We start from the raw sequence: 16,058 nt of genomic DNA on the forward strand, positions 1-16,058 counted from the left end.
ACGGTCACTTGTCGGTCTGGAGTACCGCCATCATCCCCGCGTCCTCATGGTTGAGGATGTGGCAGTGCAGGACCGTCCTGCCCGGATAGTCGAGGAACCGGATACGGATGACCGTGTTTCCGCGTGGCGGGACGTCGGCGGTTTCCTACAAGCCGTAGTTGACCTGCGGCTTGCCGTTGATACGCATCACCTGGAAGTCGTTGGTGTGGATGTGGAACGAGTGGGACTCGTCGCTGTCGTTCTTGATCGTCCATTCCTCGACGGTGTTGAGCCTGGCCCGGAAGTCGACGCGGCCGTGGTCGAACTGCTTGTGGTTGATGTAGAAGAGCGTGCCGGCCTTGTTCTCCGTGAAGATGACCGTCTCGCGTCCCGCGACGGCCTCCTTCCCGAGGTCGTCCACCGGGGCGAAGGCTGTGGGCAGGGCCGCGAGCCGCATCGGTTCGCCCTCGGTCCGGACCGTGGCCAGTGTCGCCCGGGGGAACTGGTTTCCGGCCTTGCCGCTGGTGTACGGCGACGATGTGGAACTCGGTGCCCGGCAGCGTCACTTAGTAGAGGATGTTGGCCCCGATGTTCCCGAGTCGCCACAACTGGGTCTCGCCGGGCCTGATCCGGATCCGTGGGTTGAGCTGCCCGTTGACGGTGCGTGTCGTGGGTGCACCGATCTTGAGCTTCGTGGTCTTGATCTGGTCGCCCACGAGTTGGAAGTCCTTGAGCGCGACGACGTGTTCCGTGATCCCGCGGAGCGGCGCGGGCAGATACTCGTCGAGGCCGTCGACCACGATCAGGCCGGCCATGCCACCGGCGGTCCGGGCGGCGGACAACGTGTGCGGGTACGGGTGATACCAGTACGTTCCCGGCTCCAGGCTCTTGGAGAAGGTGTACTCGTAGGTGAACGTCTTCCCCGGCTCGATCTTGAGGAGGACGTTGTCCGAATCCCCGTGCTGCCGCAGTGCCGCGGTCCCGTAGTACGGATTCCGCCCGGGGTCCGTAGTACGGACTCCGCCCGGGGATCAAGGTCAACAGGAAGAGGGCAAGGTCACAGCCATGACCTCTGCTGCTCCTTTGTCCGTCTGCCCTAACATCCGAGCATGACGGTCCTGCCTGACGACGGGCTTTCGCTGGCCGCCGAGTTCCCTGATGCGACCCTTGAGCAGTGGCAGCGCCTCGTGGCGGGCGTACTGCGCAAGTCGGGCAAGGAAGTCTCGGACACGGCAGCCGAGGAAGCTCTGTCCACCGCGCTGGAGGACGGCCTCGCCAGCCGGCCTCTGTACACGGCGCGCGACTCCGCGCCCGATCCCGGCCTTCCCGGTTTCGCCCCCTTCGTCCGCGGTGGCCGCGCCGAGGGGAACACCACCGGCGGCTGGGACGTACGGCAGCGGCACTCGGCCGCCGACGGCGACGCGGTGCTCGCGGACCTGGAGAACGGCGTCACCTCACTCTGGCTGGTCGCCGGCGCGGGCGGAATCCCTGTGCCCTCGCTCGGCCGGGTCCTCGACGGCGTCTACCTCGACCTGGCGCCCGTCGCCCTCGACGCGGGAGGTGACACCGAGCCCGCCGCGCGCGAGTTGCTGCGGCTGTACGCGGAGCGGGGTGTCGCCAAGGAGGCGGCGCGCGGCAATCTGGGTGCGGACCCGCTGGGCCACGAGGCCCGTACGGGAGACGAGCCGTTCGACTTCGCGCCGGTCGCCGGCCTCGCGCGGTTGTGTGCCGAGGAGTACCCGGGGCTGCGCGCACTGACCGTGGACGCGTTGCCCTACCACGAGGCCGGTGGCTCCGCCGCTCAGGAGCTCGGCTGTTCGCTGGCGACCGGCGTCGCCTATCTGCGGGAGCTGACCGCGGCCGGCCTCTCGGTCGAACACGCCTGCGGGCAGCTGGAGTTCCGGTACGCCGCCACCGCCGACCAGTTCCTGACCATCGCCAAACTGCGGGCGGCCCGCAGGCTGTGGGCACGGGTCGCCGAGGTGTGCGGGGCGCCGGGCGCGGGGGCGCAGGTGCAGCATGCCGTGACCTCGCCGGTCATGATGGCGCGCCGCGATCCGTGGGTGAACATGCTGCGTACGACGGTCGCCACCCTGGCGGCCGGGGTCGGTGGCGCCGACGCCGTCACGGTGCTGCCCTTCGACCACGCCCTCGGCCTTCCCGACGCGTTCGCCCGGCGGATCGCCCGCAACACCTCGACGATCCTGGTCGAGGAGTCGCATCTGTCGAGGGTGATCGATCCGGCGGGCGGCTCCTGGTACGTGGAGCGGCTCACCGACGAACTCGCCCACTCGGGCTGGGAGTTCTTCCAATGGATCGAGCGGGAGGGCGGCCAGGCGGGGGCCCTGCGCTCGGGCCGGCTCGGGCAGGACCTGGCGAACACCTGGGCGGCGCGGAGCGCGAAGCTCGCCGAACGACGTGAGCCCGTGACCGGGGTCAGCGAGTTCCCGAGTCTCGCCGAGCGCCCCGTGGAGCGCGCGCCCGCACCCGCCTCTCCGTCCGGCGGCCTCCCCCGGGTGCGGCGCGACGAGGCGTACGAGACGCTGCGCGCCCGCTCCGACGCCCACCTGGCGGCGACCGGGTCCCGGCCGCGGATCTTCCTGGCCGCCCTGGGTCCCGCCGCCGCCCACACCGCCCGTCTCGCCTTCGCCTCGAACCTGTTCCAGGCCGGTGGCATCGAGCCCGTCACGGAGGGCACGTTCGAGGACAGCGGTGCCACCGAGGTCTGTCTCTGCTCCAGCGACGCGCTGTACGAGGAGCGGGCCGCGGAGGTCGCCGGGGCCGTCAAGGCGGCAGGCGCCAGGCATGTGTTCCTCGCCGGCCGTCCCGGGCGGTACCCCGGTGTCGACAGCCATGTCTTCGCGGGCTGTGACACCGTCGCCGTACTCTCCGCCACCCTCGACCGTATGGGAGTGTCCTGATGGGAATCCCCGACTTCGCCGGGATCGAGCTGGGCACGCCCACCGCCTCCGGCGGCCCCGACGAGTGGCGTACGGCCCTGAAGAAGGCGACCGGCGGCGACGACCTCCTCTGGGAGACCCCCGAGGGCATCACGGTCAAGCCTCTCTACACCGGGCAGGACGTCGAGGGCCTGGACTTCCTGGGCACGTACCCGGGCATCGCCCCGTATCTGCGCGGCCCGTACCCGACGATGTACGTCAACCAGCCCTGGACCATCCGCCAGTACGCGGGCTTCTCCACCGCCGAGGAGTCCAACGCCTTCTACCGGCGCAACCTGGCGGCCGGCCAGAAGGGCCTGTCCGTCGCCTTCGACCTGCCCACCCACCGCGGCTACGACAGCGACCACCCCCGCGTGACCGGTGACGTCGGCATGGCGGGCGTGGCCATCGACTCGATCTACGACATGCGGCAGCTCTTCGACGGCATCCCGCTCGACAAGATGACCGTGTCGATGACGATGAACGGCGCCGTGCTGCCCGTCCTCGCGCTCTACATCGTGGCCGCCGAGGAACAGGGCGTGCCGCCCGAGAAACTGGCCGGGACCATCCAGAACGACATCCTCAAGGAGTTCATGGTCCGCAACACCTACATCTATCCGCCGAAGCCGTCGATGCGGATCATCTCCGACATCTTCGCCTTCACGTCGCAGCGGATGCCGCGGTACAACTCCATCTCCATCTCCGGGTACCACATCCAGGAGGCGGGCGCGACGGCCGACCTGGAGCTCGCGTACACGCTCGCCGACGGCGTGGAGTACCTGCGGGCCGGCCAGGAGGCCGGCCTGGACGTCGACGCCTTCGCGCCCCGGCTCTCCTTCTTCTGGGCGATCGGCATGAACTTCTTCATGGAGATCGCCAAGATGCGGGCCGCGCGCCTGCTGTGGGCGAAGCTGGTCAAGCAGTTCGACCCGAAGAACGCCAAGTCCCTCTCTCTGCGCACCCATTCGCAGACCTCCGGCTGGTCGCTGACCGCGCAGGACGTGTTCAACAACGTGACGCGTACGTGTGTGGAGGCGATGGCGGCCACCCAAGGCCACACGCAGTCCCTGCACACCAACGCGCTCGACGAGGCGCTCGCGCTGCCCACCGACTTCTCGGCGCGCATCGCCCGCAACACGCAGCTGCTGATCCAGCAGGAGTCGGGCACGACCCGGGTGATCGACCCGTGGGGCGGCAGCGCGTACGTCGAGAAGCTGACGTACGACCTGGCGCGCCGGGCCTGGCAGCACATCGAGGAGGTCGAGGCGGCGGGCGGCATGGCGCAGGCCATCGACGCCGGTATCCCGAAGCTCCGGGTGGAGGAGGCCGCGGCCCGCACCCAGGCGCGGATCGACTCCGGGCGCCAGCCGGTCATCGGCGTGAACAAGTACCGCGTCGAGACCGACGAGAAGATCGACGTCCTCAAGGTCGACAACTCCTCCGTCCGCGCCCAGCAGATCGAGAAGCTCCGGCGGCTGCGCGCGGAGCGCGACGAACAGGCCTGCCAGGACGCGCTGCACGCCCTGACCCGCGCCGCCGAGGGCACCGGCAACCTGCTGGAGCTGGCCGTGAACGCCGCCCGCGCGAAGGCCACCGTCGGGGAGATCTCCGACGCCCTGGAGAAGGTGTACGGGCGGCACGCGGGGCAGATCCGTACGATCTCCGGTGTGTACCGCACCGAAGCAGGCGAGTCTCCGTCCGTCGAGCGCACCCGTACGCTCGTGGGCTCCTTCGAGGAGGCCGAGGGCCGCCGTCCGCGCATCCTGGTCGCCAAGATGGGCCAGGACGGGCACGACCGCGGCCAGAAGGTGATCGCCACCGCCTTCGCCGACCTCGGCTTCGACGTCGACGTCGGCCCGCTCTTCCAGACCCCCGCCGAGGTGGCCCGCCAGGCCGTGGAGGCGGACGTGCACATCGTCGGCGTCTCCTCGCTGGCCGCGGGGCATCTGACCCTCGTACCGGCGCTGCGCGAGCAGCTCGCCGAAGAGGGGCGCGAGGACATCATGATCGTGGTCGGCGGGGTGATCCCACCGCAGGACGTGCCGACCCTGCTGGAGATGGGCGCGGCAGCCGTCTTCCCGCCCGGCACGGTCATCCCCGACGCGGCGTACGACCTGGTGACGCGGCTGGCCGCCGATCTCGGACACGACCTCTGAGCCGAATGAGCCCCATGGCGATCGACCTCGACAGCTATGTGAAGGGCGTACTCGAAGGGAAGCGGGCGCAGATCGCGCGCGCCATCACCCTCGTCGAGTCCACCCGGCCCGATCACCGTTCCCTGGCACAGGAGTTGCTCACCGAGCTGCTGCCGCACAGCGGCCAGGCGAAACGGATCGGGATCAGCGGTGTGCCCGGGGTGGGCAAGTCGACGTTCATCGACGCGCTCGGCACCATGCTCACCGGCCTCGGCCACCGGGTCGCGGTCCTGGCCGTCGACCCGTCGTCGAGCCGGACCGGCGGTTCGATCCTCGGCGACAAGACCCGGATGGAGCGTCTTGCCGTCGACCCCGCGGCCTTCGTACGCCCCTCCCCCACCGCCGGCACCCTGGGCGGGGTCGCCAAGGCGACCCGCGAGTCGATCGTGGTGATGGAGGCCGCGGGCTACGACGTCGTCCTGGTCGAGACGGTGGGCGTGGGACAGTCGGAGACCGCGGTCGCGAACATGGTCGACTCCTTCCTGCTGCTCACCCTCGCCCGTACCGGTGACCAGCTGCAAGGCATCAAGAAGGGGGTGCTGGAGCTGGCCGACGTGATCGCCGTCAACAAGGCGGACGGGCCGCACGAGCGCGACGCCCGCGCCGCGGCACGGGAGTTGGCGGGCGCACTGCGCCTGATGCACGGCGCCAACGCCGCCTGGACCCCGCCCGTGCTCAGTTGCAGCGCGCGCGACGCGGTGGGCCTGGACACGGTGTGGGAGCGCCTCGAACAGCACCGCACGCTCCTCGACTCGACCGGCCGGCTCGCCGCCAAGCGCCGCGACCAGCAGGTCGACTGGACCTGGACCATGGTCCGCGACGAACTCCTCGGCCGCCTGCACGCCGATCCGGCCGTACGGACCCTCGCGCCTTCCCTCGAACAGCAGGTGCGGGACGGCGCGTTGACGGCCACGCTCGCCGCCGAGCGCATTCTGCGGGTGTTCGGCGACGGGGTGCGGTGAACCGCCGGAGGGCCGACGTCCGCTCCGGGTGACGTCCTGCCGCCTCGCCGCGTCGTGCAGAGGCGGCGCGGGGGTGTGCGGGTCATTCCGGTCGGTGTGCCACCGGATACGGAACGAACGTGGTGCTGTTCTGGTCGATCCGTAGCGGGCGGCCGAGGGGCGGTGCGGCGCGCTGGGGACAGTCGAGGCGTTCGCAGACGCGGCAGCCCATGCCGATGGGGATGGCGGCGGAAGCGTTGCCGAGGTCGAGGCCGTCCGAGTAGACGAGCCGGGAGGCGTGGCGGATCTCGCAGCCCAGGCCGATGGCGAAGGTCTTGCCGGGCTCGCCCCAGCCGCCGCGATGGCGGGTGATCGCCCGCGCCGTCCACAAGTAGCGCTGCCCGTCGGGCATTTCGGCGATCTGGACGTGGATGCGGCCGGGCGCGGCGAACGCTTCGTAGACGTTCCACAGTGGGCAGGTGCCGCCGGCGCGGGAGAAGTGGAAGCCGGTCGCGGACTGCCGTTTGGACAGGTTGCCGGCCCGGTCGACGCGTACGAAGGAGAAGGGCACTCCGCGCAGGCGGGGGCGCTGGAGGGTGCTCAGGCGGTGGCAGACGGTCTCGTAGCCGAGGCCGTAGCGGTCGGTGAGGCGCTCGATGTCGTACCGCGCCTCCTCCGCCGCGGCGTGGAACGTGCGGTAGGGCAGGATCAGCGCGGCGGCGAAGTAGTTGGCGATGCCGATACGGGCCAGGGCATGCGTGGGCGTAGCGGTCGGGAAGTCCTGGGCCGCCTGGTGGTCCAGTTCGTCGCCGTACTCCAGCAGGGCGAGTTGGGTCGCCATGCGAAACGCCCGCTGTCCGGGGCGGAGGCGGCTGGACAGGTGGAGAGTCCGGGACGCGTCGTCGTAGTGATGCAGGTGGTCACCGGTCTCGGCGGTCAGCCGCACGCCGTGCCGGTCGGCGAGTCGCGCCGTCAGCGCCCGTACGACCTCGCCGGGCCGGATGCCGATCTCCTCGGCCAGCCGCTCGGCCGCGAGGTCGGTGTCGTGCAGGTAGTTCTGCCGGCGGTAGAAGAAGTCCCGGATCTCCTCGTGCGGCGAGCGGGGTACGTCCGGCTCGCCGTCCCGGCCCTCCGCGGCCTCGGCGAGCCGCTCGGACAGGAGTTGGTTGCGGCGGCCCAGGTCGAGCAGGACCTTCGCGACGGCCGGTATCCGCGAGGCGAGCTCCGTCAGATCGGAGGCGGACACCCGGGTTTCGGCGATCTCGCGCGCCAGCGCCTCCCGCAGATCCGCCATCAGCCGGGTCGTGTCGCGCTCGGAGAAGAAGCCCGCGTCGACACCGAAGGCTTCGGTCAGCCTCAGCAGGACCGGCACGGTGAGCGGCCGGGAGTCGTGCTCCATCTGGTTCAGATAGCTGGGTGAGATGCCCAGGACCCGGGCCAGCTCGGCCTGGCTCATCCGGCGTTCCTCGCGCAGGCGTCGTAGCCGCGCTCCCGCGTAGGTCTTGCCCACCGCACTCCTCCGTTGTCCCGGACGGTCGTCAGCGTACGCGAAGAGCCATCGCCCGCACCCTTTGCAAACTTGGCAGAACGGGCCGTGAAGATTCGCAGAAATTGGCACTCGTCCACGATTGATGGCACCCAGTGCCAGTGTCAGAGTTTCGGTGCGGCTCGCCGGACCTACGGCATCCGGCGCACAGCACGGGACTCAATTCATGCCCTGACGTCGGATATCCCGGCATCCGCGCCGGACCGCACGGCAGCATTGCTCAGCTCCGCCCACTGCCAGGACGGCGGGCCGCACCCCAGAGACAGGCACACAGTGCCACTCCCTTTCGTCAGCGGTGGGGAGCTTGGCAGAACGGACAACCGAGGAGACGGTGAAGGCCATGGCAGAGGCGAGGACGACGGCGGCCGAGGAGCTCACACGACGCTGGGCCTTCGACCCCCGGTGGCAGGGGATCGAGCGCACCTACGGCGCCGCGGACGTCGTACGGCTGTCCGCCAGCGTCCGTGAGGAACACACCCTGGCCCGGCGCGGTGCCGAGCGGCTGTGGCGGCAGCTGCACGAGCTGGACTACGTCCACGCGCTCGGCGCGCTCACCGGCGGGCAGGCCGTGCAACAGGTGAAGGCGGGGCTCCAGGCCATTTACCTGTCCGGCTGGCAGGTCGCCGCCGACGCCAACCAGGCCGGGCACACCTACCCCGACCAGAGTCTGTACCCGGCCAACTCGGTGCCGCAGGTGGTGCGCCGGATCAACAACGCGCTGCTGCGGGCCGACCAGATCGCCACCGCCGAGGGCGGCGAGGACACCACCGACTGGCTCGCGCCGATCGTCGCCGACGCGGAGGCCGGGTTCGGCGGCCCCCTGAACGCCTTCGAGCTGACCAAGGCGATGATCGCCGCGGGTGCGGCCGGTATCCACTACGAGGACCAGCTCGCCTCGGAGAAGAAGTGCGGTCACCTCGGCGGCAAGGTGCTGGTGCCCACCTCCCAGCACATCCGCACCCTCAACGCGGCGCGGCTCGCCGCCGACATCGCCGACGTGCCCACGGTGATCATCGCCCGCACCGACGCCCTGGCCGCGAATCTGCTGACCAGCGATGTCGATGAGCGCGACGCCGAGTTCGTCACCGGCGAGCGCACCGCGGAGGGCTTCTACCGGGTACGGGGCGGCATGGCGCCGGTCATCGCCCGCGGCCTCGCCTACGCCCCGTACGCCGACCTGATCTGGGTCGAGACCGGCACCCCGGACCTCGCGCAGGCCCGCGAGTTCGCCGAGGCGATCCACGCCGAGTACCCCGACCGGATGCTCGCCTACAACTGCTCGCCGTCCTTCAACTGGAAGGCCGCCCTGGACGACGACCAGATCGCCAAGTTCCAGCGGGAGCTGGGCGCGATGGGCTACCGCTTCCAGTTCATCACCCTGGCCGGCTTCCACTCCCTCAACCACGGCATGTTCGACCTCGCCCGCGGCTACGCCGAGCACGGCATGACCGCGTATGTCGACCTCCAGGAGCGGGAGTTCGCCGCGCAGGAGCACGGCTTCACCGCCGTCAGGCACCAGCGCGAGGTCGGCACCGGCTACTTCGACCTGGTCTCCACCGCCGTCAACCCGGCCTCCTCGACCACGGCCCTGGCGGGCTCCACGGAGGAGGAGCAGTTCCACTAGCCGGCCCTCCGGTGCCGCGTCCACCGGCCCATGACCGGGCGGGGGCCGGGCGACCGTCCCCCGCCCGGCCCGCCGCCCGCATCGCCCGGCCCGCCGCCCGCATCGCCCGTCCTCCGCCGCTTCGCTTCCCGATCAGGAGAACCTGATGTCCACCAGCGCACTGACACACCGCGTCCGGGTCCTCGCGGCACCGGGCGACCGCCACGACGAGATCCTGACACCCGCCGCCCTGGACTTCGTCGGCCGCCTCGTCGCGGCCTTCGGCGAGCGGCGCCCGGAGCTGCTGAAGGAGCGCAGGCGGCAGGCGATACGGCTCGCGGCCGGATCCGCGCTCGACTTCCCCCTCGCCACCGCCGGTGTCCGGGCGGACGCCTCGTGGCGCGTGGCCGCACCGGCCCCCGGCCTGACCGACCGGCGGGTGGAGATCACCGGCCCGCCCGACCGCCGTACGGCCGTCAACGCGCTCAACTCCAAAGCGCGGGTGTGGATGGCGGACTTCGAGGACGCCACCTCCCCCACCTGGGACAACATCATCGGCGGCCAGCTCACGCTGCTCGACGCCATCGAGCGGCGGATCGACTTCACCACACCGGAGGGCAAGGAGTACCGGTTGGGTGACCGGCTCGCCACCATCATGGTCCGCCCCCGGGGCTGGCACCTGACGGAGGAACACCTGGAGTTCGACGGCCGGCCCGTACCCGCCTCCCTCGTCGACTTCGGCCTGTACTTCTTCCACTGCGCGCAGCGCCAGATCGACGCCGGACACGGACCGTACTTCTACCTGCCGAAGCTGGAGAACAGATACGAAGCCCGCCTGTGGAACGACGTCTTCGTCCTCGCCCAGGAGCTGCTCGGCATCCCCCCGGGGACCATCCGGGCGACCGTGCTCATCGAGACGATCACCGCCGCCGTGGAGATGGAGGAGATCCTCTACGAGCTGCGCGAACACAGCGCCGGCCTCAACGCGGGACGCTGGGACTATCTCTTCAGCTTGATCAAGACCTTCGGGCACCGCACCGACTTCCTGCTGCCCGACCGGGCCACGGTGACCATGACCGCACCCTTCCTGCGCGCCTACACCGAACTGCTGGTGCGCACTTGCCACCGGCGCGGCGCCCACGCCATCGGCGGCATGTCCGCGCAGGTGCCCGGCAGGGATCCGGCCGCGGGCGAGGCGGCCCTGGCGAAGGTCCGGCTGGACAAGGAGCGCGAGGCGGAGGACGGCTTCGACGGCTCCTGGGTGGCCCACCCCGGCCTGGTGCCCATGTGCCGCGAGGTCTTCGACGGTGTCCTCGGCGAGCGGCCGCACCAGATCGAGCGCACCCGGGACGACGTGGAGGTGACCGCCGCGGACCTGCTGTCGGTGCGGCGCATCAGCGGACCGCCCTCGCCGGAAGGGGTCCGTACCAACATCGCGGTCTCGCTGCGCTACTTCGACGCCTGGCTGCGCGGGCGGGGGGCCGTCGCCCTGTACGGCCTGATGGAGGACGCGGCGACCGCGGAGATCGCCCGCGTGCAGATCTGGCAGTGGCTGCGGCACCGGGTCGTCGACCGGGATACCGTGGTGCGGCTGCTCGACGACGAACTCGCCGCCCTGGGCGCGGAGTACCCCTGGGCGGCCCTCGACGAGGTGCGTGCCCTTTTCGAACGAACGGCGCTGGCCGCCGAGTTGCCGCTGTTCTTCACCCCGGACGCCTACACCCGTCACCTCGTCCGGCACGCGGAGGCGCGGTCATGAGCCGAGGCATCCGACGCGTCGGAGTGGTCGGCGGCGGGCAGATGGGCGCCGGCATCGCCGAGGTGTGCGCCCGAGCCGGACTGGACACGATCGTGTGCGAGGTGGACGCCGAGGCCGCCCGAGCCGCACGGGAACGCGTGGAGGCCTCGCTGGATCGTGCCGTCCGGCACGGAAAGCTGGACCGGGCCGCCGCGCAGGACGCCCTCGCCCGTACGACCTTCACCCGCAGCCTCGAAGACCTCGCCGACCGGCAGCTCGTGGTCGAGGCCGTTGTCGAGAACGCGGACGCCAAGACCGAGGTCTTCGCCGCACTGGACAAGATCGTCGAGGATCCCGAGGCGGTCCTGGCCACGAACACCTCCTCCCTCCCGGTCACGCGCCTGGGCATGACGACACGACGCGCCGACCGGGTCATCGGCCTGCACTTCTTCAACCCGGTACCGGTCCTGCCCCTGGTGGAGGTCGTCGCCTCCCTCCACACCTCCGCGCGGACCGTCGACGCCGTCACGGACTTCGCCACCCGGTCGCTGGGCAAGACCGTCATCCGCTCGCAGGACCGGGCCGGCTTCGTCGTCAACGCCCTGCTCATCCCCTACCTCCTGTCGGCGATCCGCATGACGGAGTCCGGCTTCGCCTCCGTCGCCGACGTCGACGCCGGCATGGAACGCGGCTGCGCCCATCCCATGGGACCGCTGAAGCTGGCCGACCTGATCGGGCTGGACACCGTCGCCTCGATCGCGGAGTCGCTGTACGACGAGTTCAAGGAACCGCTCTACGCATCGCCGCCGCTGCTCCAGCGGATGGTGGAGGCGGGGCTGCTCGGCCGCAAGACGGGCCGTGGGTTCCACGTGTACGACCAGGGCTGAGGGGCCCGGTCCGCCGCCGGTTGAGGGACCGGCGGCAGCTGAGGAGCCAGGGCGGGCGACGCCACGGGAGGACGGCGCCGCCCGCCCTGTTCGCCTGTCCGGCGTCTCGTCGCACCGTCCGGGATGTGGGCATCGTCTAGGCTGGGTGGTGCAGCTGGTTCGCCCCGTCCGCCAGGCGGGAGGCGTCGTAAGAGGGAACCCGGCGGGAATCCGGGACTGCCCCGCAGCGGTGAGTGGGAACGAACGCTGTCATACGCACTGGGCCCAAAAGGCCCGGGAAGCGACGGCCAGTAGGTGTCCTCCGTACGGAGGGCGTGCTCGCGAGTCCGAAGACCTGCCCGCTGCCCGTGCGCGACCGTTCGCGCGCGGACATCCCGGTGACCTCGTGGGCGGGTCGGCGTGCATACCTGACGGACGACCGCGCCTTGCCGCGCGGGTCGGCTCCGTCCGGTCCGTCACCCCTTCGCGCTCGCGTCCCGTCCCGGGATCTCAGGGACACATCTCGCGAAGGAGAGATCCGTGACAGCGAAGTCCGCAGCCGCGGCGGCACGGGCCACCGTGTACGGCTACCCCCGCCAGGGCCGGGGCCGGGAACTGAAGAAGGCGATCGAGGGGTACTGGAAGGGCCGCCTCGACGCCGACGCCCTCCGGACCACCGCCACCGGCCTGCGCCGGGACACCTGGCAGCAGCTGGCCGAGGCCGGCATCCACGAAGTACCGACCGGCGACTTCTCGTACTACGACCACGTCCTGGACACCAGCGTCATGGTCGGCGCGATCCCCGCACGCCACCGCGCCGCGGTCGAGGCCGACGCGCTCGACGGCTACTTCGCGATGGCGCGCGGTACGCAGGACGTGGCGCCGCTGGAGATGACCAAGTGGTTCGACACCAACTACCACTATCTGGTGCCGGAGTTGGGTCCGGACACCGTCTTCAGCACCGACTCCGCCAAGCAGGTCGCCGAGCTCGGCGAAGCGCTCGCCCTCGGCCTCACCGCCCGCCCGGTCCTCGTCGGCCCGGTCACCTATCTCCTGCTCGCCAAGCCCGCGCCCGGCGTGGCCGCGGACTTCGACCCGCTGACCCTCCTCGACCGGCTGCTGCCCGTGTACGCCGAGGTCCTCGCCGACCTGCGGGCGGCCGGCGCCGAGTGGGTGCAGCTCGACGAGCCGGCCCTCGTCCAGGACCGCACGCCCGCCGAACTGAACGCCGCCGAGCGCGCCTACCGCGTCCTGGGAGGGCTCACCGACCGCCCGAAGCTGCTGGTCGCCTCCTACTTCGACCGGCTCGGCGACGCCCTGCCCGTCCTCGCCGAGGCACCCGTCGAGGGACTCGCGCTCGACTTCGCCGAAGGGGCCGCCGCGAACCTGGACGCGCTCGCCGCCGTGGGCGGTCTGCCCGGCAAGCGCCTGGTCGCCGGTGTCGTCGACGGGCGCAACATCTGGGTCAACGACCTGGAGAAGTCCCTCGCCCTGCTGGGCACCTTGCTGGGGCTCGCCGACCGGGTCGACGTGGCCGCCTCCTGTTCGCTGCTCCACGTCCCGCTCGACGCCGCCGCCGAACGCGACATCGCACCGCAGGTCCTGCGCTGGCTCGCCTTCGCCCGCCAGAAGACCGCCGAGATCGTCACCCTCGCCAAGGGGCTCGGCCACGGCACCGACGCCATCGCCGCGCAGCTCGCCGCCAACAGGGCCGACCTCGTCTCCCGCGCCGACTCGGCGCTGACCCGCGACCCGGCGGTACGGTCCCGCACCGCCGCCACCACCGATGCCGACGCCCGCCGCTCGGGGCCCTACCCCGAGCGGGCCGCCGCCCAGCGCGCCCGCCTCGGTCTGCCCCTGCTGCCGACCACCACCATCGGCTCCTTCCCCCAGACCGCCGAACTGCGCACCGCGCGGGCCGACTTGCGGGCCGGGCGGATCGACAGCGCCGGGTACGAGGAGCGCATCAGGGCCGAGATCGGCGAGGTGATCTCCTTCCAGGAGAAGGCGGGTCTCGATGTCCTCGTGCACGGCGAGGCCGAACGCAACGACATGGTCCAGTACTTCGCCGAACGGCTCACCGGCTACCTCACCACGCAGCACGGCTGGGTGCAGTCGTACGGCACCCGGTATGTGCGCCCGCCGGTCCTCGCCGGCGACATCTCCCGCCCGGAGCCGATGACGGTGCCCTGGACGACGTACGCGCAGTCCCTCACCGACCGCCCGGTCAAGGGCATGCTGACCGGCCCGGTCACCATGCTCGCCTGGTCCTTCGTCCGCGACGACCAGCCGCTCGGCGAGACCGCCCGCCAGGTCGCCCTCGCCCTGCGCGACGAGGTGGGCGACCTTGAGGCGGCGGGCACTTCGGTCATCCAGGTGGACGAGCCCGCCCTGCGCGAAACCCTGCCACTGCGCGCCGCGGACCGTCCCGCCTACCTGGCCTGGGCCACCGAGGCGTTCCGGCTCACCACCGGCGGCGTTCGCCCGGACACCCAGATCCACACGCACATGTGCTACGCCGAGTTCGGCGACATCGTCCAGGCGATCGACGACCTCGACGCCGACGTCATCAGCCTGGAGGCCGCCCGCTCGCACATGCAGGTCGCCCGGGAACTGGCCGAGCACGCCTACCCGAGGGAGGCGGGGCCCGGCGTGTACGACATCCACTCACCGCGTGTGCCGGGCGTGGACGAGACCGCGGCCCTGCTGCGCAAGGGACTTGAGGCCATCCCCGCCGAACGCCTGTGGGTCAACCCCGACTGCGGTCTGAAGACCCGCGGTTGGCCCGAGACCCGCGCGTCGCTGGAGAACCTGGTCGCCGCGGCCCGGACGGTGCGCGCGGAGCACGCCGGCTCCTGACGCCTGCGTACGGCCGAGAGGGCGCCGCCCGGGCACCCTCTCGGCCGTGCCGCCGTGATGTGATGCCGTACGAAGCGCGTGTGCGCGTCGCCGGCACGAGGAAGACAGGAGCGAAGGCGTGACCAGTCGCGTCACCTTGATCTCACCCGCGATGAACCGGTCCCTGCGGGAGGCCCGGTTCGACGACGGCTGTCGGCTCGACGCGAGCGGCGCGGCACACGCCGAGTCCGCCGCCGGCACGCTGCCCGCAGCCGACCGGGTGTGGGTCTCCCCCACGGCGCGCTGTCGGGAAACGGCGTCGGCCCTCGGCCTCACCGCCATGGAGGCCCCCGAGCTGGGAGGTCTGGACGTGGGCCGGTGGCGGGGCCGGACCCTCGACGACGTCAGCGGCGGAGAACCGCAGGCGGTCGCCCTTTGGCTGACGGACCCGGCCGCGGCACCGCACGGCGGGGAATCGGTGCGTGCCCTGTGCGCGCGCGTCGCCGGGTGGCTGCTCACCTGCGAAGAGATCGCGGGCAGGACCCTTGCCGTAGTGGAGCCGGAGATCGTACGGGCCGTGGTGATCACGGTCCTCGAATCGCCGGAGGCGGCCTTCTGGCGGCTCGACGTTCCGCCCCTGACGGCGACGGACATCAGCGGACGCTCCGGGCGCTGGAATCTGCGCATGGGACGGCCGCTTGACGTGCAGGGAAACGGAGTTGGAACTGCAACTGCAACTGCAACTGGAGCTGAAACTGGCGCCGGACACTGACGCGAAGCCGATGCGGCCGGGGCTGGAGCCGGGGCTGGGGCTGGGGCTGGGGGCTGGGGCTGGGGCTGGGGCTGGGGCTGGGGCTGGGGGCTGGGGCCCGGCCGTTACCGGCGCGGCGGCGAAGGCGAAGGCGACCGCTTGTCACCCGGGTCCCGCCCGCCTGTCCCGCTCCGATGGCGCCGGAGCAGTGCCGTGAGCGCGCAGCACAAGCAGTCCGAGGCCGTTCCCGCGGCCCCGGGTCCCCGCGCCCCCACCCGGTCCGTCGCGTCCGCCCCCTGCGGCTCCCGCTGGCATGGCGCGGCGTCGCCCGGCACGCCCTGCGGGCCGGGACAGCCGTCCGTGTGCCGACCGATCAGTGCCTCAAGGTCCGTGAGCAGTTCCTCGCTCTGCTTCACCCGCTGGGACAACGCCCTTACCCGGGCGCTCTGACCGCCGATCTGCCGTCTGCTGACGATCAGCCGCTCGTACTCCTCCAGGGTCAGCGCGACCGCCTCGCGACCGCCGAGCGTGATGTGCCGCGGTTGTAGTTGTCTGGCCACTGGGGTCCTCCGCCCTGTCCCTCGCTGTCGCCGTCACCACGCGCGCGTAGTCGGGGAGTCATGTGAGTCGTCCGGCTGTTCGCGAGCCGTCGGTGTCGGAAG

Annotated in this window: 11 protein-coding genes, 2 pseudogenes and 1 riboswitch; of the genes and pseudogenes, 8 read left to right on the top strand and 5 right to left on the bottom strand. The window is 71.3% G+C overall.

Annotated features, from left to right (window positions below; genetic code table 11):
- Positions 1-4 precede the first annotated feature (4 nt).
- From SAVERM_RS43900 to SAVERM_RS45895, 3 genes and pseudogenes are all read right to left on the bottom strand, one after another.
- Positions 5-436: pseudogene (locus tag SAVERM_RS43900) on the bottom strand (multicopper oxidase domain-containing protein).
- A gap of 109 nt (positions 437-545) precedes the next feature.
- Positions 546-821 (bottom strand): hypothetical protein, encoded by a 276-nt coding sequence (locus SAVERM_RS43905; RefSeq protein WP_010983478.1) that lies wholly within the window; start codon positions 819-821, stop codon positions 546-548.
- A gap of 9 nt (positions 822-830) precedes the next feature.
- Positions 831-950: pseudogene (locus SAVERM_RS45895) on the bottom strand (multicopper oxidase domain-containing protein); the annotation flags it as partial.
- A gap of 138 nt (positions 951-1,088) precedes the next feature.
- Between SAVERM_RS45895 and SAVERM_RS10725 the strand changes: the two are divergent.
- From SAVERM_RS10725 to meaB, 3 genes are read left to right on the top strand one after another with little or no spacing between them, the layout of a single operon-like run.
- Entirely contained in the window at positions 1,089-2,900 is a 1,812-nt protein-coding gene (locus SAVERM_RS10725) for a methylmalonyl-CoA mutase subunit beta (RefSeq protein ID WP_010983479.1), read from the top strand.
- Entirely contained in the window at positions 2,900-5,074 is a 2,175-nt protein-coding gene (scpA, locus tag SAVERM_RS10730; protein ID WP_010983480.1) for a methylmalonyl-CoA mutase, read from the top strand. The genes SAVERM_RS10725 and scpA overlap by 1 nt, the downstream gene beginning before the upstream one ends.
- A gap of 14 nt (positions 5,075-5,088) precedes the next feature.
- Positions 5,089-6,075: a methylmalonyl Co-A mutase-associated GTPase MeaB gene (gene meaB / locus SAVERM_RS10735; protein WP_010983481.1), complete on the top strand. Its 987-nt coding sequence runs from the start codon at positions 5,089-5,091 to the stop codon at positions 6,073-6,075.
- Positions 6,076-6,157: 82 nt separating this feature from the next.
- Here the strand turns inward: meaB and SAVERM_RS10740 are convergent, their stop codons facing one another.
- Entirely contained in the window at positions 6,158-7,564 is a 1,407-nt protein-coding gene (locus SAVERM_RS10740; protein WP_010983482.1) for a short-chain fatty acyl-CoA regulator family protein, read from the bottom strand.
- Between the two features lie 376 nt (positions 7,565-7,940).
- Between SAVERM_RS10740 and aceA the strand changes: the two genes are divergently transcribed.
- The 5 genes from aceA (at position 7,941) to SAVERM_RS10765 (ending at position 15,417) form a co-directional block, all read left to right on the top strand.
- Positions 7,941-9,224, top strand: coding sequence for an isocitrate lyase (gene aceA / locus SAVERM_RS10745; protein ID WP_010983483.1), 1,284 nt, complete (start codon positions 7,941-7,943; stop codon positions 9,222-9,224).
- Between the two features lie 145 nt (positions 9,225-9,369).
- Positions 9,370-10,962 (top strand): malate synthase A, encoded by a 1,593-nt coding sequence (gene aceB, locus SAVERM_RS10750; protein WP_010983484.1) that lies wholly within the window; start codon positions 9,370-9,372, stop codon positions 10,960-10,962.
- On the top strand, positions 10,959-11,828 hold the full coding sequence (locus SAVERM_RS10755) for a 3-hydroxybutyryl-CoA dehydrogenase (protein ID WP_010983485.1): 870 nt from the start codon (positions 10,959-10,961) through the stop codon (positions 11,826-11,828). Before aceB ends, SAVERM_RS10755 begins: the two co-directional genes overlap by 4 nt.
- A gap of 138 nt (positions 11,829-11,966) precedes the next feature.
- Positions 11,967-12,184, top strand: a riboswitch (cobalamin riboswitch).
- Positions 12,185-12,347: 163 nt separating this feature from the next.
- Positions 12,348-14,666: a 5-methyltetrahydropteroyltriglutamate--homocysteine S-methyltransferase gene (gene metE, locus SAVERM_RS10760; RefSeq protein ID WP_010983486.1), complete on the top strand. Its 2,319-nt coding sequence runs from the start codon at positions 12,348-12,350 to the stop codon at positions 14,664-14,666.
- Between the two features lie 118 nt (positions 14,667-14,784).
- A complete protein-coding gene (locus SAVERM_RS10765; RefSeq protein ID WP_010983487.1) occupies positions 14,785-15,417 on the top strand; it encodes a histidine phosphatase family protein in 633 nt (210 codons plus the stop codon).
- Positions 15,418-15,521: 104 nt separating this feature from the next.
- Here SAVERM_RS10765 and SAVERM_RS44660 read toward each other — a convergent pair whose 3' ends face one another.
- Entirely contained in the window at positions 15,522-15,956 is a 435-nt protein-coding gene (locus SAVERM_RS44660; RefSeq protein WP_010983488.1) for a hypothetical protein, read from the bottom strand.
- Positions 15,957-16,058 lie beyond the last annotated feature (102 nt).

The sequence above is a fragment of the Streptomyces avermitilis MA-4680 = NBRC 14893 genome (assembly GCF_000009765.2).
Classification (GTDB): domain Bacteria; phylum Actinomycetota; class Actinomycetes; order Streptomycetales; family Streptomycetaceae; genus Streptomyces; species Streptomyces avermitilis.